We start from the raw sequence: 18,159 nt of genomic DNA on the forward strand, positions 1-18,159 counted from the left end.
TGTACTGCCGCCAGTTGCTGATGTTGTGCCGAGCTTTGCCCATCTGCCTGCTCCTGAGTCCGTTCGTTAGGAGATCGGATCACGGCTGAGACAGATAGTTCCCTGATTTAGGAAACAACGCCGCGCGAAACTGCCGGCCTTGCCGCCGGCATCAAAGGAACATCAAAGCCGGCTAAACAGCGCTCTGAATATCCCCTTGTTCTGGGGAGACTATATACATTTAGATTCAGCAACCGAACTGGAACTGGGTGTAGAGATAGAGGAATCTCTGGTAAAAAATGAGCAGCCACCCACCACCAACTTAAGCATTGAAAACTGGAAATTCCAATATGACAGCCGCTGGCTTAATCTGTTAGTGATAATAAAGGTAATGGCAGCCTTTTTTGCTCCAGTTTGTTTTGTAGTAGCTGTGGACATTACATCAATCATTTCTACAACAAGCCTTTTAATATCCTCAACCATAGGTGTTATTTCTGGGCTAACAGCATTGACGTTATGCTTTAACACCAAACAGAAGTATAATCTTTACTTTCTTTCTGCAATATTTTTCTTCACATGTTCAATTTTATTATGGCAGCAAGGGTCATTGTTTAATTTTTGGAATAACTCTCCGTCTTTCATTATTGGCTGTGTTCTATTCTTTCTAACAATTATCGGTTGCGACTTGCTGCTGGCACTGCATGCCCGCTTTTTTAAACACGACGGCAGCCAGTTTAACCGCCGCACCGGCATGGTGCACCTGGTCGGCAAGCGCTGGCGCAAACCTTTTGTGGCCCCCTTTTACGAGTTCGATCCGGTGATGCAGGTGCAGGTCATGCCCCATGGTCAGCGCGATTATGTGCTCTGGCTTTATCATCGCTACACCGACAAGAAGGTGTGCCTGGCCAACAGAATACACAGCCTGGGGCTGGATCAGAACAACCTACGCGCCTTCTGGGATACCCTGCAACGCTATATGGACGTCAGCCAGCCGCTGCCGGACTTGCCGGTGCTGGAGCCCTGCCGCCAGCAGGATCCGGTCACCGCCGCTTATGATCAGGCACAAAACCGCCCGCCCCGTTACTGGCGCGACATGAGCGAACGACACTTTAAGCAGGAGGTATTGCCCCGACTGCGGGAACAACTGCGCAACGCCAGCTGGCCCAGCGGCCCCGGCCTGATTGCCGCGCATACCGATCCTGCCTTAAGCGTGGCCGACTACTACCGCGCCCAGCAGGCCCGCGGCATACACGCCACCCCACAACCACAAGCGTTTGAACACACACATTCGCAAGCTGCCGTTGAGTAAACATGACTCCCTCTGCCTTTAACAGCACAAGTCTGCCGGACTTGCCGCCGGCATCAACAGAGCACCAAAACCGCCTTTACAGCGCACTGAATATTCCTCTGTTCTGGGGAGACTGTACAAATCTGGACTCGGCAACCGAGCTGGAGCTGGATTTTAAAATAGAACAGGAACTAGCCAAAGATGATCAGGATAGTTCCAGAAGCATGAATGCGGAAAGGTGGAACTTTCAGTACGATAATAAGTGGGCTCATTTTTATTTATTTTTCAGTTATTGTCGTCTGGTTTTATCCCGTTTTTTGTTTTTTCAGCATTTGATAGCACTACAACAGGAAGTTTTTTTTTAGATATATTAGTAGTCTCATCCGCCTTGCTTTCACTGGGACTATTTATGACCGCCAAGGCAAAGTATTACATAACCTTCTTAACCCTAATTGTGCTTATCAACGCGGGCCTATTAGCTTGGCATAAGCAAACTCTATGGGGTTTCTGGCTCGGCCACTCATTTTTCATCACCGGTTGTATTTTATACTTTCTGGCGGTGGTGGGTTGTAACCTGTTACTGACACTGCATGCCCGCTTTTTTAAACACGACGGCAGCCAGTTTAACCGCCTCACCGGCATGGTGCACCTGGCCGGCAAGCGCTGGCTCAAACCTTTTGTGGCCCCCTTTTACGAGTTCGATCCTGTGATGCAGGTGCAGGTCATGCCCCATGGTCAGCGCGATTATGTGCTCTGGCTCTATCACCGTTACACAGATAAAAAGGTGTGTCTGGCCAACAGAATACACAGCCTGGGGCTGGATCAGAAGAACCTGCGCGCCTTCTGGGATACCCTGCAACGCTATATGGACGTCAGCCAGCCGCTGCCGGACTTGCCGGTGCTGGAGGCCTGCCGCCAGCAGGATCCGGTGACGGCGGCTTATGACCAGGCACAAAACCGCCCGCCTCGCTACTGGCGCGACATGAGCGAACGCCGCTTTAAACAGGAAGTCTTGCCCCGATTGCGGGAACAACTGCGCAACGCCAGCTGGCCCCGCGGCCCCGGCCTGATTGCCGCCCATACCGACTCAAGCTTAAGTGTGGCCGACTACTACCGCGCCCAGCAGGCCCGCGGCATAAACGCCACCCCACAACCACAAGCGTTTGAACACGCTCACCCGCAAACTGCCGTTGAATAAATCACTCATGAACAAAACACCTTACCGGGGTAACGCCATCCCCCCGCTGCCCGCCGCTCCCAAAAGCCGCCATCGTGCCATGCAGACGCTGATGGGCTTTGGGAGTTACGCCGGTCTGGATCCCAATACCATGCAGCAGGAAGATGCCGACACAGTGCAATATGCCGAAGCCCAGGACAAAGAGTTCTACAAAAAAGACTGGTGGTGGGATCATCAGCGCATTCGGTTTTTAAATGATGGCGGCATGATTAAGCTATTTTTGTTTATAATACCAGGGATTATATGGTTCCTTTTCAATGGCACTATACTTTTTACCACAATAAATTTATTTGAGACTTACAGGCTTCCTATAGCGGTATTTTTCTTATTATTAATACTCTTCTTTTTTATATTTATGGAATCGGTGATATTTTCTTTTCCATTAATATTCAATGGTTTTTTCAAGTTCTTCGAGATACTTTCCAAACCATTTCATAAACAGGTGGAGGCCGGTCTGGATCGGGCACTGGAGAAAAAGTGCAGTGAGTTTAATCGTACCGATGGCATGGTGCGGCTGGCGATATCCGCCAAAGAGAAATTTGAAGCGCCCTTTATCGAGTTCGATCCCTACATTGAGAGTGTGGTGCAAAGCGGTGGCGTGTATTACCGGCTGGTGCACCGTTACACCGGTAAGACCTTCACCAAAATTAACCTCACCGGCCTGAGTGCCACGCAGCACGAGGTCTTTGCGCTGTGGGACATGCTGCAACGCTTTATGGACGTGACTCAGCCCCTGCCCGATATGCCCAGGCTTGAGCCTTTCCGGCATCTGGATCCACTCACCGCCGAGCACGACCGCAGCACCGGCCGCCATCCCCGCTTCTGGCGCGATCTGGATCTTAAAGCCTGGGGTGATAATGAAGGCGCAGAGCGGGCCAAAGCCCAACGAGCTTTTGAATGGAACAAGCTGAAGTGCCAGCTCACACCCCTGCTTGGCAGAATCAGCATGGAAGAATACAGGGTCACGTTTCCAAATCACCATGATGAACGATAAAGCGCTGTGTGCAGCCCTCTCTGACTTATTTATCGATAATCAGATCGATTACGATGCCATTGCAACAATTGCCAAATACTTTCCTGTTGAGCATGTCGAAACTGTGCTGTTCGAATGGGTCGCCCCGGTATGTTATACCAACGCACTGGCTCCAATCCCTTCGGTCTGGTCCGGTTTTGAACCTGAGCAGTTATGGTCTGAGATTGTTGAATACCGCAGAAAACTTGCCGCTGCTGGATTTATCGGCCGGTGGATCTCACGCGGGCGGCAAATCTACCTTCGTCACAAGTTCGCCCAAGAGTGGGAGGAGTTAGCCAAATGCATAAGAAAAGTATCTGCGTAAAAGTTAGGGTGTGGCGACTGGATCTCGGTATGTATCCAGCGAGCGCCTGCGGCCAATACTGCGGTGAGCCGGTGATTCTGGCACCATTACCCGAGCCTGAACTGCCGGAGCCGCCCAAACGTTCCCCGCGACGCAAACCCGCTCCTGAGCTGCTTGCACCATTCCGGCGAGTGTTTGATTCACTGGTAACTGCCAGTCTGCAGGTCTGCCTGTGGAATGCTCTGGTGGAAACCTTTAGTACCTGATGATATAAAACGATCTAGATTGGAAAGTAAGGTATCTATTGCAACAAGTATTAAGAAGTTAATGTCAGGCCAGATGAAAATATGAAACCACTTTACACTGCGAATGAATACAGATTTTAAAATTAGGAGTTTTAAGTGAGGAATAATAAGTTCTTTCAGGATATTGACCTTGATGAGGCTATTGATAATGGCCTGAAAAGAGCTGAGGAATATTGTACCGAAACATACATCACAAACCGCATTAGCCAATGTAATGGCGATCAAAAACAGCGTGTTCTCTGCTACCGTATGGCGTATTCGCGTTTAATGAATATGCTCCAAAAGCAGTATGTGCGTGGTGATAGCCTTGACTCTATTCAGCCTTACTATCTGCAAACCCGAGAGTGCCTGCGCCTGCTTGAAGAGGCTATCCATGTCTGTGGTATGGAAAATGCCAAAATGGATATTATTAATCCGATTAATGTTGGCTTCTTGCTCGCTCTGGGCCATGCCCTGGGTGAAAGCCGAAATGAAATCGGCCGCAATACCCGTGCTATGTCTGCCGGTTATGACCTTTTTATCGATCGCCTGCTGAGTGTTTATGAGCCTGAGCGTCCGCTTGCAGATGGTCTGTCACATAAGGCCGTATATAAAAATCTCTACGCAGTCTTTGATGCACCTGCTGAAGAGCGCCCGGGTATGATCGCCCGCTATCTGGATGAGTGGGAAAAACTGCTGCTGAAAAATAAACTTCCTGGGCATCTCTATCCAGTGCCAGAGCGTCTGCAAAAAGAGTGGGAAGGCTTCTGGTGTTACCCCGCTGCAGCTGTGGTGGCGGCGCTGAATATCGATGACAGCACCTTTATTGACCATGAGTTTTACCCTACCGATCTGATGCGCGCCTGCGCCCAATACCGCGGTGAGCCGGTGATTCTGCCGCCATTACCTGAGCCTGAACTTCCGGAGCCGCCCAAGCGTTCTCCGCGACGCAAACCCGCCCCTGAGCGGCTCGCGTCATTCCAGCCAATGTTTGATTCACTGGTGACCGCCTTGCCTAAAAGTCTGCAGGCCTGCCTGTGGAATGCTCTGGTGGACTGGCTGAACGAAGAGGGGGAAGAGGCGTGCCTTGAAGCTGTCGATCTGCCCGGGATCGTGGTCGAAGCTCAGTGGGACATGGAGCTGCGCGAAAACTACCGCCGTTTGGCCCTGCTGCAGGTGGACTGGAAAGATGATGAAAGCGCCCTGAGCTTCTGCGCGGATCTGGCCCGCACTCTGGGTATTAAAGAAGCCTTCGAACCGGACCCACTCAGCCTGACGCGCCCTGAACGTGTATGGGAGGTTCTGAACACCTTCCACCAGTGGCTGGCACCCCACGATTACTGTCTGATCTCGCCGTTTACCGGCGAAGATGCCTACTATGCGCTGCCACTGAAAACCCGAACGGCCAAAAAACACATCGCCGTGCTGGAGCAGGCCGGGCTGAAGGTGAATACCTTTGCGGGCGGTCATGCTGTACAGCCGGGTTGATACAGGCTCCTCATCCAGAAGAAGATGTTCGGCCAATTGGTGTATGACTGTTTGTGAAACTGCGGTCATACGTACTTTTCATACAACGGGATAATATTATGTTCAGCAGGCTTTTACTTTGTTTGTTATTACTCAGCCCCCTGGCACAGGCCCAGCAGGAAACACTGAAAGTGGGCATTACCCAGGTGCCGCCCTTTGTCATGCAAACCGAGGATGGCCGCTGGGAAGGCATCAGCATTGATTTGTGGAAAGACATTGCCAGCGGCATGGAGCAGAACTATGAGCTGGTACCCATGCCATTTAGTGAACTGCTGGATGCGGTAGAGGCCGGTGATGTGGACGTGGCCGTGGGCGCCCTGACCATGACTGCCGACCGTGAAACCCGCTTTGATTTCAGCCACCCCTTCTACCAGACCGGGCTGTCGATTGCGGTGCCGCCGGTGCCGGAGCAAAGCCTGCTGTCCAGTCTCAAGGCCATGCTGAGCTGGCAGTTTCTGAGCGTGGTGCTGGCCCTGGGCGGCCTGCTGCTGGCGGTGGGCTTTTTGCTCTGGCTGGTGGAGCGGCGCCGCAACACCGAGCAGTTTGGCGGCTCGGCGGCAGAAGGCATTGGCGCCAGCTTCTGGTGGGCAGCCGTCACCATGACTACCGTGGGTTACGGCGACAAGGCACCGGTGACCTTTGCCGGTCGGTTGATTGGTCTGGTATGGATGTTTGCGGGCATTATTATGGTGGCCAGCTTTACCGCTGCCATTACCTCGTCCCTCACCGTGAACAACCTGCGCACCGGCATTCAGGGCGTCAATGATCTGCCCGGCAGCGTGGTGGCCACCATTGCCGATACCGCCAGCCAGCGTTATCTGGAAGAAGAGCGCATTCGCTACCAGACCTACCCCAACCTGACCGCCGCCATGGAATCGGTGGTGAACGGCGAAACCGATGCCATTGTGTATGACCGCGCCCTGATGCAGTACCGCAACCTGCAACTGGGCCCGCAACAGCTGACCATACTGCCCGGCGTATTTGCCCAGCAGCTCTATGCGCTGGCCCTGCCCGACCGCAGCCCGCTGCGGGCCGAGGTGTCGGAAGAGGTATTGCGGGTAACGGAAGCAGACGGCTGGGCGGACGTACGCGCCGCCTATCTGGGCAAGGAATAAAACCAGACGACTCAAACATTTGTTCAGGCTGTCATCCTGACGAAAGATACCGGGTCAGGCCCGGTATGACGGCACAATGGCAATGAAAAAGGCTGCGCAAGGCAGCCTTTTTTATTAGTGAACCGGAACCAGTGGCCCATTCGGGCCGGGCTCGTCGCCATTGTCTGTTTCCTGCTGCAGCCGGTAATGAGCAATCATCTGCTCCAGTATTCGGCATTCTTCCACCAGTTGCAGACTGGCGGTGGCGGCAGCGTCGGCCTGAGACAGGGTCTCGCCGGATGAATCGCGCACCCGGGTAATGTTGCGGCTGACTTCCGAGCACACCGAGCTTTGCTCATCCGCTGAGGCCGAGACCTGGGCGTTCAACTCATTAATGCGCGCCACCTGCTCGATAATGGCCTGCAGCGAGCTCATGGCATCCTGAGTACGGGCCACGCTGTCGGTGGCCTGGCCTTCGGCCTTTTCAATGGCGTGCACCGCATCCTTGGCTTCGTTCTGCAGCAGGCGGATCATGCCGGTGATCTCTTCCGCCGATTGCTGGGTACGCAGCGCCAGGGTCCGTACTTCGTCGGCCACCACGGCAAAGCCCCGGCCCGACTCCCCTGCCCGCGCCGCTTCAATCGCAGCGTTCAGGGCCAGCAGGTTGGTCTGCTCGGCAATGCCCTTGATCATGTCGAGTACCTTGTCGACCTGGTCACAGCGCCCGTCCAGCTCGCGAATGACCCGATCGATGCGGTTAATCTCGCCGCTCAGGGTCTGAATGCCTTCCACCGCCACTCTGGCCTGATCACTGGCGGTCAGGGCAAAGGCATGGCTCTGCTCCGAGGTTTCGGCGGTGAGCCGGGCGTTTTCCCGCACTTCCCGGGCAGAAGCTTCCATCTCGTTGACGGCGGTGGCAATGAGTGCGGTTTCGTTGTCCTGAGCCTTGGCCGAATTGTCGGTCTGCTCGGATGAGTGCTGAATTTGGTCTGCGGCGGTATAAATGCGATCGGTCACCCGGCGCACCTCGGTCAGGCTGTTCTGAAAACTGCCAAGCAGGCCGTTGATGGCGCTCACCAGGCCGCCGAGCTCGTCCTTGCCCAAGGGCGTAAGCCGGGTAGACAGATCCCGCTCTTTTGCCACCTGCTGCAACCGCTGGCTGATGTTAAGGATCGGGCGCTTGAGATAATGGTTCTGCACCAGCCAGAGCACCGCAAACGCCACCAGAAATACGCCGATCAGCACGGCGGCCAGGCGCAGGTTGTTGCCTTTTATCTGGCCAAAGGTGTCGCTGAGGTCGTAACTGATGCGTACCGCACCCATCACGGTGCCTTCTGGCACCTGATGGCATTGCAGACACGCCGTGCCGCGGTATTCCTTGTAGGCCTTGAACGGCTTGACCAGGGTCAGGTTGGGAATATCGTCTTCCAGATGCAGTTCCAGTACGGTTTCGCCCTGCTCAATGGCGCGCCGGTCAAGCTCGTCTTCAATGCCCTGATCCGGGGCCCCCGGACCAAAAAGCTTGGTCACCGCCGGCCCACGGATCACCCGCGCCTGATCAATGCCTTTTTCTTCCTGTATTTTGGTCTGCACCAGGCCACGCTGGTGAATGGCCCCGTTGACCATCAGCACATTGAGCTGATCCATATAGAGGTTGGCGGTGGTCTCGATTTTTTCCTCGGCCAGGTGCAGGGCCAGGCTGCGCTGCAGCTGGGTCGACACACCGTAACAGAGCGCGAACACCAGCACGAAAATCACCAGCAGCGGCAAAAAGATTTTCCAGTTGAGAGAAAGGTTACGCATTCCTTGTAGGCCTCTGGATGAGTCCGAAAAGAATCCATTCTAGAGTAATTGCCCCGCATGAAAATGACATTCGGTGGCGTCCTTGATCTGGATCAACAAGCCCATTCGGCGCCATTTTGCTGCGACCAGATTCGCGCGAACTATACTTAGTGTGCTGTTACAGAAAGCAGGGTTCTTTATGCCTGCTTTCGGGAGGTAATCATGGGTATGTCACTCAGACTGAAACAATTTCTCGACCAGCGCCATATTTCTTACGACATGGTACATCACCCTTATGCCGAAGGGGCCGCCCAGAGTGCCATTGCCAGCCATGTGCCCCTGGCACAGATGGCCAAGGCAATCATGCTGGAAGATGACAACGGCAGAAGCATGATGGCAATCATTCCCGCCGCCGATCGCATCGACATGCGCCGGCTGAGTTATCTGGTGCACGATGAAATGCAACTGGCGCCCGAGCACCACCTGGGCAACTGGTTCGACGATTGCGATCCCGGCGCCATTCCCGCCATCGGCGATGCCTACTCGGTAGACACCCTGGTGGATGACGAGCTGCTGGGCATGGCCGACATCTATCTGGAAAGCGGCGACCACCGTGATCTGGTACACCTGAGCGGGGAAGACTTCCGCCGGCTGGCCAGTGGCTGGAAGCACGGCCACTTCAGCCGCAAACCGGATCCCTGGAGCCGGGTTGAGAGAATGTAATTCGCAAACCCCCTCCCAACCTCCCCCTTGGAAAGGGGGAGGAGCTAAAGGGAAAGAAGCTAAAGAAGGTTCCCTCCCCTTTTTAAGGGGAGGGTCAGGATGGGGTTTGTTTTATAGTCATTAAAAAAGGAGCCTTACGGCTCCTTTCTACTTCCAGCTTCAAGCTTCTCGCTTCAAGCTTTCTTTTACCAGCCGGTCACTTCGCGCAGGGCGGAGCCGATGTCGGCCAGGGAACGCACGGTTTTTACACCGGCGTCCTGCAGGGCGGCAAACTTCTCGTCTGCGGTGCCCTTGCCACCGGAGATGATGGCGCCGGCATGGCCCATACGCTTGCCCGGAGGGGCAGTCACACCGGCGATGTAGGAAACCACCGGCTTGGTGACGTTTTCCTTGATGAAGGCAGCGGCTTCTTCTTCGGCGGTGCCGCCGATTTCACCGATCATCACGATGGCTTCGGTTTCCGGATCTTCCTGGAACAGCTTCAGAATATCAATGAAGTTGGAGCCGGGAATGGGGTCGCCGCCAATGCCGATACAGCTGGACTGGCCGAAACCTTCGTCGGTGGTCTGCTTGACCGCTTCGTAGGTCAGGGTGCCGGAGCGGGACACTATGCCCACCTTGCCCTTCTTGTGAATGTGACCGGGCATGATGCCGATCTTGCACTCGTCGGGAGTGATTACGCCCGGGCAGTTGGGGCCAATCATGCGCACGCCGGCTTCGTCCAGCTTCACTTTCACGTCCAGCATGTCGAGGGTAGGAATGCCCTCGGTGATGGTAACGATCAGCTCAATACCGGCATCAATGGCTTCCAGAATGGCGTCTTTACAGAACGGCGCCGGCACATAGATCACGGTGGCGGTGGCGCCGGTGGCTTCCACGGCTTCGCGTACGGTGTTGAATACCGGCAGGCCCAGATGGGTGGTGCCGCCCTTGCCCGGGGACACGCCACCGACCATTTGCGTGCCATATTCAATGGCCTGCTCGGAGTGGAAGGTACCCTGGCCGCCGGTGAAACCCTGGCAGATAACCTTGGTGTCTTTGTTGATCAGAATGCTCATGCTGTTATTTCCCCTGTGCGGCGTTAACGACCTGAACGGCGGCGTCGGTCAGGCTGGTGGCGGCGATGATGTTGAGGCCGGATTCATCCAGCTTGGCGGTACCGGCTTCGGCATTGTTGCCTTCCAGACGCACCACAACCGGGACTTTTACGCCCACTTCCTTCACCGCACCGATGATACCTTCGGCAATCATGTCGCAACGCACAATGCCACCAAAGATGTTCACCAGTACCGCTTTTACATTGCTGTCGGAGAGAATAATCTTGAACGCTTCGGTCACCCGCTCCTTGGTGGCGCCACCGCCCACGTCCAGGAAGTTGGCAGGCGAGCCGCCGTGCAGGTTAACGATGTCCATGGTGCCCATGGCCAGACCGGCACCGTTCACCATGCAGCCAATGTTGCCGTCCAGAGCCACGTAGTTCAGTTCCCACTGAGCGGCGTGGGCTTCACGGGCATCGTCCTGAGACGGATCGTGCATGTCGCGCAGTTTGGCCTGACGGTACAGGGCGTTGGAGTCGATGTTGATCTTGCCGTCCAGGCAGTGCAGGTTGCCGGCGTCGGTGATCACCAGGGGGTTGATTTCGAGCAGGGCGAAATCGTAGTCCAGGAACATCTGTCCCAGACCGAGGAAAATCTTGGTGAACTGCTTGATCTGGTCGCCTTTCAGGCCCAGTTTGAATGCCAGTTCACGTCCCTGATAAGGCTGCGGGCCTACCAGAGGATCGATGGCGGCCTTGTGGATCAGTTCGGGGGTCTCTTCGGCCACCTTTTCGATCTCAACGCCACCTTCGGTTGATGCCATGAACACCACGCGACGGGTACCACGGTCCACGACCGCACCCAGGTAAAGTTCCTTGGCGATGTCGGTGCACGACTCCACCAGGATCTTGGCCACCGGCTGTCCCTTGGCATCGGTCTGGTAGGTCACCAGATTCTTGCCCAGCCAGTTTTCCGCGAACTCGCGGATTTCTTCCTTGCTCTTGGCCAGCTTTACGCCGCCTGCCTTGCCACGGCCACCGGCGTGGACCTGACATTTTACCACCCACATGTCGCCGCCAATCTTGCTGGCCGCTTCTACCGCTTCCTGCGGGTTATCACATGCGTAGCCTTCGGATACGGGCAGGCCGTATTCGGCGAACAGCTGTTTTGCCTGATATTCATGCAAATTCATGTTGTGTTTCCGTTGTTGTTGGGTTCAGGGCATGGGGCGGAACCGGTCCGCCCTCTTGTTATTGTTGGCTTATACGTCCAGCAGCAGACGGGTCGGATCTTCCAGCAGCTCCTTGATGGAGACCAGATAGCTGACCGACTCGCGGCCGTCGATCAGACGGTGATCGTAAGACAGAGCCAGGTACATCATCGGCAAAATTTCCACCTTGCCGTCTACCGCCATGGGACGGTCCTGGATCTTGTGCATACCCAGAATGGCGCTCTGCGGCGGGTTGATGATGGGGGTGGACATCAGCGAGCCGAACACACCGCCGTTGGTGATGGTGAAGTTACCGCCGGACAGCTCGTCCACGGTCAGCTTGCCGTCACGGCCCTTGATGGCCAGCTCTTTAATGCCCTTCTCGATGTCGGCCAGGCTCAGGCGATCGCAGTCGCGCAGCACCGGGGTCACCAGACCACGGGGGGTGGACACGGCGATGCTGACATCAAAGTAGTTGTGGTAAACGATTTCGTCACCGTCGATGGAGGCGTTCACTTCCGGGAAGCGCTTGAGCGACTCCACCACCGCCTTCACGTAGAAGGACATAAAGCCCAGACGAATGCCGTGACGCTTCTCGAAGATGTCCTGGTACTGCTTGCGCAGCTCCATGATCGGCTTCATGTTGACTTCGTTGAAGGTAGTCAGCATGGCGGTGGTGTTCTTGGCTTCGAGCAGGCGCTCGGCCACCCGCTTGCGCAAACGGGTCATGGGCACCCGCTTCTGATCGCGTTCACCCGGTGACACCAGCGGCAGTTCGGCCTTGGCCGCAACCGGCGCCGGCTTGTCTGCGCTCTTGGCCTGACCGCCATCCTTGATAAAGGCTTCCACGTCTTCCTTGGTGATGCGACCGCCCTTGCCGGAGCCGGAAAGCTTGCTTACATCGATGTTGTGTTCGGCCACCAGGCGGCGTACCGCCGGGCTCAGGTCCTCGCTCTCACCGGCATCGGCCTTGGCTTCGCCATTGGTGGCGGGCTTTTCCTTGGTCTCTTCACCGGCCTTGGCGCCCTGCTTGAGCTTGCCGATCACCTGCTGACCCAGTACGGTGGCGCCGGCGTCTTCCATGATGGCTTCCAGAACACCGGCCTCGGGAGCCGGCACTTCCAGTACCACCTTGTCGGTTTCAATATCGACGATCACTTCGTCGCGCTCTACGCTGTCGCCGGGCTGCTTGTGCCAGGTGGCGATGGTGGCGTCGGCAACGGATTCGGGGAGGTCGGGAACCTTGATTTCGATGCTCATCAATATGTCCTTAGTGCATTAAGCTTTGATCGGCGTCAGTGCATCTTCCACCAACGCTTTTTGTTGTTGTAAGTGAACCGAGGTGTAACCCACCGCCGGAGAAGCCGAGGCTTCGCGACCGGCATAGCTCAGTTTCGCGCCTTCCGGAATAGCGGCCCGGAAGTGGTGCTGGCTGCAATACCAGGCGCCCTGGTTTTGCGGCTCTTCCTGACACCAGACGAAGTCGGTCACGTGCTGGTAATCAGCAAAAATGGCGGCCACTTCTTCCTGCGGGAAGGGGTACAGCTGTTCAATTCGAATAATCGCCACATCCGTTTGTTCGTTCTTGCGACGCGCTTCGAGCAAATCGTAATACACCTTGCCGGAACAAAGAATCACACGCTTGACGCCTTTGGGATCCAGATCATCTATTTCGCCGATGGCGTTCTGGAATGTGCCCTGGGCCAAAGTTTCCAGCTCGGAAACAGCCAGCGGATGACGCAGCAGCGACTTGGGCGTCATGACCACTAGCGGGCGGCGCATGGGGCGCAGCACCTGGCGACGCAGCATGTGGAACACCTGAGCCGGGGTGGTGGGCACACACACCTGCATGTTGTGCTCGGCGCACAGCTGCAGGTAACGCTCCAGACGGGCACTGGAGTGCTCTGGGCCCTGGCCTTCGTAGCCATGGGGCAGCAGCAGGGTCAGTCCGCACATGCGGCCCCACTTCTGCTCACCGGAGCTCAGGAACTGGTCGATCACCACCTGGGCACCGTTGGCAAAGTCACCGAACTGGGCTTCCCAGATGGTCAGACCCACGGGCTCGGCGGTGGCATAGCCGTATTCAAAGGCCATGACCGCTTCTTCACTCAGCACCGAGTCGTACACCTGGAACTGGCCCTGATCCTCGGACAGGTAGCACAGCGGCGTGTAGATACTGGCATCGTTCTGGTTGTGCAGCACCGCATGGCGGTGGAAGAAGGTGCCGCGGCCGGAGTCCTGGCCGGTAAGGCGCACTTCGTAGCCGTTGTCACACAGGGTGGCGTAGGCCAGGGTCTCGGCAAAGCCCCAGTCCACCAGCTTCTCGCCCTGAGCCATGAGCTTGCGGTCGGCGTAAATCTTGGCCACCTGACGCTGCAGGGTGTGGGTTTCCGGATAGCGGGTAAGGCGGTCACCCAGATCCTTGAGCTGCTTAAGGTCGTAGGTGGAGTCGTAGACCATGTCCCACTCGTGACCCAGGTAAGGAGACCAGTCCACCGAGTGCTTCTGCATCGGTCGCCACTCCTTGACCACGCATTCGCCGTGATCCAGGGCATCCCGGTATTCGTTGATCTGGGTGGTCACCTGCTCCGCCGACACGGTGCCCTTGTCGATCAGGCGATCGGCGTAAATCTTGCGCGGCGTGGGGTGTTTCTTGATTTTCTGGTACATCAGCGGCTGGGTGGCGCTCGGCTCATCGGCCTCGTTGTGACCGTGACGACGGTAGCACACCAGGTCGATAACCACATCGCGACCAAACTCGTTACGGAAGTCCAGGGCCAGCTGAGTCACCTGCACCACGGCTTCCGGATCGTCGGCGTTCACGTGGAAGATCGGCGCCTGTACCATCTTGGCGATGTCGGTACAGTATTCGGTAGAACGGGTATCGCGCGGATTAGAGGTGGTAAAGCCCACCTGGTTGTTGATCACGATGCGGATGGTACCGCCCACCCCGTAGCCCCGGGTCAGGGACATGTTGAAGGTTTCTGCCACCACACCCTGACCGGCAAAGGCCGAGTCGCCGTGAATGGTCACCGGCAGTACCTGGCGGCCATCGGGGTTGTCGAGACGGTCCATGCGGGCGCGGACCGAGCCGATAACCACCGGGTTGACGATTTCCAGGTGCGACGGGTTGAACGCCAGCGCCAGGTGAACGGGGCCTCCGGGAGTGTCGAAATCGGAGCTGAAACCCATGTGGTATTTCACGTCACCGGAACTCTGGGTGTCGTACTTGCCGGCAAAGGCGTCAAACAAATCTTGCGGACGCTTGCCCAGCACGTTGACCAGCATGTTCAGACGACCCCGGTGAGCCATGCCGATCACCACTTCACGGCCGCCCTTTTCACCAAAGCGGCGAATGAGCTCCTTGGTCATGGGGATCAGGGCATCGCCCCCTTCCAGGGAGAAGCGCTTGGCCCCCGGGAACTTGGCACCCAGGTATTTTTCCAGGCCTTCGGCGGCGGTCAGGCTGTCGAGGAAACGCACCTTGTCTTCGTCGGTGTACTGGGGCGCCCCCACTACCGGCTCGAGCTGGCTCTGGATCCAGCGCTTTTCGCGGGTGCTGGTGATATGCATGTATTCCGCACCCACGGAGCCACAGTAGGTTTTCTTCAGCGCCGACACCAGATCCTTCAGCTTCATGGTCTCGGTGCCGATGGCGTAGGAGCCCACGTTGAAGGTGGCGTCGAGATCGGCGCCGGTCAGATTATGAAAGGCCGGGTCCAGCTCGGCCACCGGCTCGCGATTCCACAGATCCAGCGGGTCCAGGTTGGCATTCTGATGGCCACGGAAACGGTAGGCGTTGATCAGCTGCAAAACCTTGACTTGCTTGGCGTCAGTGTGGGGATCACTGACCGGGGTGGCATAGCGGGAGGTGTCTTTGGCGAGGCGGCGGAAATAATCTCTCACTTGAGAATGGGGCTGATCCTGCACCGGCTCCTCGGCGGATGGCAGGCCGTCAAACACGGCGCGCCATTCTTCGGGAACAGAGTCGGGATCGGCCAGGTAGGCCTCGTACAGGTCTTCTACATAGGTCGCATTGGCACCGGCCAGGTGAGAAGAATCCAGCCAGGCTTGCATTACGCCATTGTGCATCTTTATCCCTTTGTCACTTCTCGACAGGGCTACTGTCGTTCTGGTCGTCGAGTCAATGCCGCCCTTGCGGGCGGCAACGTTTTATTCGGGACGTTTATACTGCCCGTTTCAGCAGCATGGACTTGATGTTGCCAATGGCCTTGGTGGGGTTCAGGCCCTTGGGACACACGTTCACGCAGTTCATGATGCCGTGACAGCGGAACACGCTGAAGGCGTCATCCAGGTTGGACAAACGCTCGTCGGTCGCGGTATCGCGGCTGTCGATCAGCCAGCGATAGGCGGCCAGCAGGCCGGCCGGACCGATAAATTTATCCGGGTTCCACCAGAAGGACGGGCAGGAAGTGGAGCAGCAGGCGCACAGAATGCACTCGTACAGACCATCCAGCTTGGACCGCTCTTCCGGAGATTGCAGGCGCTCACGCGCCGGCGGCTGCTTGTCTTCGGCAATGAGGAAGGGCTTGACCTTCTCCCACTGGGTGTAGAACTGGGTCATGTCGACCACCAGGTCGCGCACCACCGGCAGGCCCGGCAGCGGACGAATGACCACGGTGTTGTCCTTGCCCAGCAGGTCGGACAGCGGCGTGATACAGGCCAGGCCGTTCTTGCCGTTCATGTTGAGGCCGTCGGAGCCGCACACGCCTTCACGGCAGGAGCGACGGAACGCCAGGCTCGGCTCCTGCTCTTTCAGTTGCAGCAGGGCGTCGAGCACCATCATGTCGGAGCCTTCGGCCACGTCGAGCCGGTAGTCCTTCATGTAGGGCTTGGCATCGGTTTCCGGATTGTAGCGATAGACGGAAATGGTAACTTGCATTATCGCCTCCCCTTAGTAAGTACGTGCTTTGGGCGGGAATGCGTCACGGGTAACCGGTGACATATTCACGGAACGTCGGGTCATGGACTCGGTTTCGGGGCTGTACAGCGAGTGGCACAGCCAGTTCTCGTCATCACGCTCCGGATAGTCGAAGCGGGAGTGAGCACCACGGGACTCGGTACGGTAGTTCGCAGCCACGGCGGTGGCGTAAGCGGTTTCCATCAGGTTGTCCAGTTCCAGACATTCAATCCGCTGGGTGTTGAAGTCACGGCTGGTGTCATCCAGGCGGGCATTTTTCAGCCGCTCGCGAATTTCCTTCAGTTCAGCCAGACCGGCAGCCATGGCATCGCCTTCCCGGAACACGGAGAAGTTGTTCTGCATGCAGTTCTGCAGGTCTTTCTTGATTTGCACCGGATCTTCACCGCTTTGGGTGCTTTCCCAGCGGTTGTAGCGGGCCAGTGACGCTTCCAGATCGGACTCGGACGCGGCACGGCTGTCGCCCAGCTCGTTCAGAGCCTCGGTCAGGTGACGACCCACGGCACGACCGAACACCACCAGATCCAGCAGCGAGTTGCCGCCCAGACGGTTGGCACCGTGTACCGATACGCAGGCGATCTCGCCCACCGCAAACAGGCCTTTCACCGGCACATCGTTGCCGTTGGCATCCTGCTTCAGCGCCTGACCTTTCACGTTGGTGGGAATGCCGCCCATCATGTAGTGGCAGGTGGGGATAACGGGAATCGGCTCTTTCACCGGATCCACGTGAGCAAAGGTACGGGACAGTTCACAGATACCGGGCAGACGGCTTTCCAGCACGTCCTTGCCCAGATGATCCAGCTTCAGCTTGATGTGCGGACCCCAGGGGCCGTCGCAGCCGCGGCCTTCGCGGATTTCGATCATCATGGAGCGGGCCACCACGTCACGACCGGCCAGGTCTTTGGCGTTGGGAGCATAACGCTCCATAAAGCGCTCGCCGTCCTTGTTCAGCAGGTAACCGCCCTCGCCCCGGCACCCTTCGGTCACCAGGGTACCGGCACCGGCGATGCCGGTGGGGTGGAACTGCCACATTTCCATGTCCTGTACCGGCACGCCGGCACGCAGCGCCATGCCGACACCGTCACCGGTGTTGATGTGGGCATTAGTGGTGGACTGGAAGATACGACCGGCACCGCCGGTGGCCAGAATGGTGGCCTTGGACTTGAAGTAAACCACTTCACCGGTTTCGATGTCGATGGCGGTACAGCCAACCACGTCACCGTCCTGGTTTTTTACCAGATCCAGCGCGTACCACTCGGAAAACACTGTGGTCTGATGCTTGACGTTCTGCTGATACAGGGTGTGCAGCAGGGCGTGGCCGGTACGGTCGGACGCCGCCGCGGTTCGGGCCGCCTGCTCGCCACCGAAGGCCTTGGACTGGCCACCGAAGGGACGCTGATACACCTTGCCATTGTCAAAACGGGAGAACGGCAGGCCCATTTTTTCCAGCTCGAGGATGGCCTCGGGGCCGGTCTGACACATAAATTCGATGGCGTCCTGGTCACCGATGTAGTCGGAGCCCTTGACGGTGTCGTACATGTGCCATTCCCAGTTATCGTCGTGGGCATTGCCCAGCGCGACCGTGATACCGCCCTGGGCAGACACGGTATGAGAACGGGTCGGAAATACCTTGGACAGCAGCGCACAGCTTTTGCCCGATTCAGCAATCTGAAGGGCGGCGCGCATACCGGCACCGCCGGCGCCGATTACCACGGCGTCGAATTCTCGAATAGCAATAGTCAC

The 18,159-nt window shown here is 57.0% G+C and carries 15 protein-coding genes; 8 read left to right on the forward strand and 7 right to left on the reverse strand.

The annotated features are described in order from the left end of the window. Nucleotides 1-664 precede the first annotated feature (664 nt). The 7 genes from Q9290_RS03130 to Q9290_RS03160 all read left to right on the forward strand — a co-directional run bounded on the left by Q9290_RS03130 (nucleotide 665) and on the right by Q9290_RS03160 (nucleotide 6,746). Nucleotides 665-1,288, forward strand: a complete 624-nt coding sequence (locus Q9290_RS03130) for a hypothetical protein (protein ID WP_306078183.1) — start codon at nucleotides 665-667, stop codon at nucleotides 1,286-1,288. A gap of 2 nt (nucleotides 1,289-1,290) precedes the next feature. Continuing rightward, the gene (locus Q9290_RS03135; protein WP_306078184.1) at nucleotides 1,291-1,632 is read left to right on the forward strand and encodes a hypothetical protein; all 342 of its coding nucleotides are present in this window, start codon (nucleotides 1,291-1,293) and stop codon (nucleotides 1,630-1,632) included. Between the two features lie 197 nt (nucleotides 1,633-1,829). After that, entirely contained in the window at nucleotides 1,830-2,465 is a 636-nt protein-coding gene (locus Q9290_RS03140; protein ID WP_306078185.1) for a hypothetical protein, read from the forward strand. Then, nucleotides 2,431-3,498, forward strand: coding sequence for a hypothetical protein (locus tag Q9290_RS03145; RefSeq protein ID WP_306078186.1), 1,068 nt, complete (start codon nucleotides 2,431-2,433; stop codon nucleotides 3,496-3,498). Before Q9290_RS03140 ends, Q9290_RS03145 begins: the two co-directional genes overlap by 35 nt. Then, nucleotides 3,485-3,841, forward strand: a complete 357-nt coding sequence (locus Q9290_RS03150) for a DUF7079 family protein (RefSeq protein ID WP_306078187.1) — start codon at nucleotides 3,485-3,487, stop codon at nucleotides 3,839-3,841. The genes Q9290_RS03145 and Q9290_RS03150 overlap by 14 nt, the downstream gene beginning before the upstream one ends. Before the next feature lie 380 nt (nucleotides 3,842-4,221). Continuing rightward, nucleotides 4,222-5,592 carry a DUF6630 family protein gene (locus Q9290_RS03155; protein WP_306078188.1) on the forward strand — a complete coding sequence of 457 codons (1,371 nt, stop codon included), beginning with the start codon at nucleotides 4,222-4,224 and terminating at the stop codon, nucleotides 5,590-5,592. 98 nt (nucleotides 5,593-5,690) lie between these two features. Then, nucleotides 5,691-6,746: a transporter substrate-binding domain-containing protein gene (locus Q9290_RS03160; protein ID WP_306078189.1), complete on the forward strand. Its 1,056-nt coding sequence runs from the start codon at nucleotides 5,691-5,693 to the stop codon at nucleotides 6,744-6,746. A 114-nt stretch (nucleotides 6,747-6,860) separates the two neighbouring features. On the opposite strand, the gene Q9290_RS03165 is transcribed toward Q9290_RS03160, so the two are convergent. Continuing rightward, nucleotides 6,861-8,528, reverse strand: coding sequence for a methyl-accepting chemotaxis protein (locus Q9290_RS03165; RefSeq protein ID WP_306078190.1), 1,668 nt, complete (start codon nucleotides 8,526-8,528; stop codon nucleotides 6,861-6,863). Nucleotides 8,529-8,729: 201 nt separating this feature from the next. Here Q9290_RS03165 and Q9290_RS03170 point away from each other — a divergent pair, with 201 nt between their 5' ends. Next, nucleotides 8,730-9,230 (forward strand): aminoacyl-tRNA deacylase, encoded by a 501-nt coding sequence (locus Q9290_RS03170; protein WP_306078191.1) that lies wholly within the window; start codon nucleotides 8,730-8,732, stop codon nucleotides 9,228-9,230. Between the two features lie 185 nt (nucleotides 9,231-9,415). Here the strand turns inward: Q9290_RS03170 and sucD are convergent, their stop codons facing one another. The 6 genes from sucD to sdhA all read right to left on the reverse strand — a co-directional run bounded on the left by sucD (nucleotide 9,416) and on the right by sdhA (nucleotide 18,159). Continuing rightward, entirely contained in the window at nucleotides 9,416-10,288 is an 873-nt protein-coding gene (gene sucD / locus Q9290_RS03175) for a succinate--CoA ligase subunit alpha (protein WP_306078192.1), read from the reverse strand. A 4-nt stretch (nucleotides 10,289-10,292) separates the two neighbouring features. Then, complete coding sequence (sucC, locus tag Q9290_RS03180) at nucleotides 10,293-11,459, reverse strand: ADP-forming succinate--CoA ligase subunit beta (RefSeq protein WP_306078193.1); 1,167 nt, start codon at nucleotides 11,457-11,459, stop codon at nucleotides 10,293-10,295. Nucleotides 11,460-11,528: 69 nt separating this feature from the next. Beyond that, nucleotides 11,529-12,737, reverse strand: coding sequence for a 2-oxoglutarate dehydrogenase complex dihydrolipoyllysine-residue succinyltransferase (gene odhB, locus Q9290_RS03185; RefSeq protein ID WP_306078194.1), 1,209 nt, complete (start codon nucleotides 12,735-12,737; stop codon nucleotides 11,529-11,531). Between the two features lie 18 nt (nucleotides 12,738-12,755). Further along, complete coding sequence (gene sucA / locus Q9290_RS03190) at nucleotides 12,756-15,569, reverse strand: 2-oxoglutarate dehydrogenase E1 component (protein WP_306078195.1); 2,814 nt, start codon at nucleotides 15,567-15,569, stop codon at nucleotides 12,756-12,758. A 94-nt stretch (nucleotides 15,570-15,663) separates the two neighbouring features. Continuing rightward, a complete protein-coding gene (locus Q9290_RS03195; protein WP_306078196.1) occupies nucleotides 15,664-16,380 on the reverse strand; it encodes a succinate dehydrogenase iron-sulfur subunit in 717 nt (238 codons plus the stop codon). A 12-nt stretch (nucleotides 16,381-16,392) separates the two neighbouring features. Continuing rightward, nucleotides 16,393-18,159, reverse strand: a complete 1,767-nt coding sequence (gene sdhA / locus Q9290_RS03200) for a succinate dehydrogenase flavoprotein subunit (RefSeq protein ID WP_306078197.1) — start codon at nucleotides 18,157-18,159, stop codon at nucleotides 16,393-16,395.

The sequence above is a fragment of the Oceanimonas aquatica genome (genome assembly GCF_030732065.1).
Lineage (GTDB): Bacteria > Pseudomonadota > Gammaproteobacteria > Enterobacterales > Aeromonadaceae > Oceanimonas.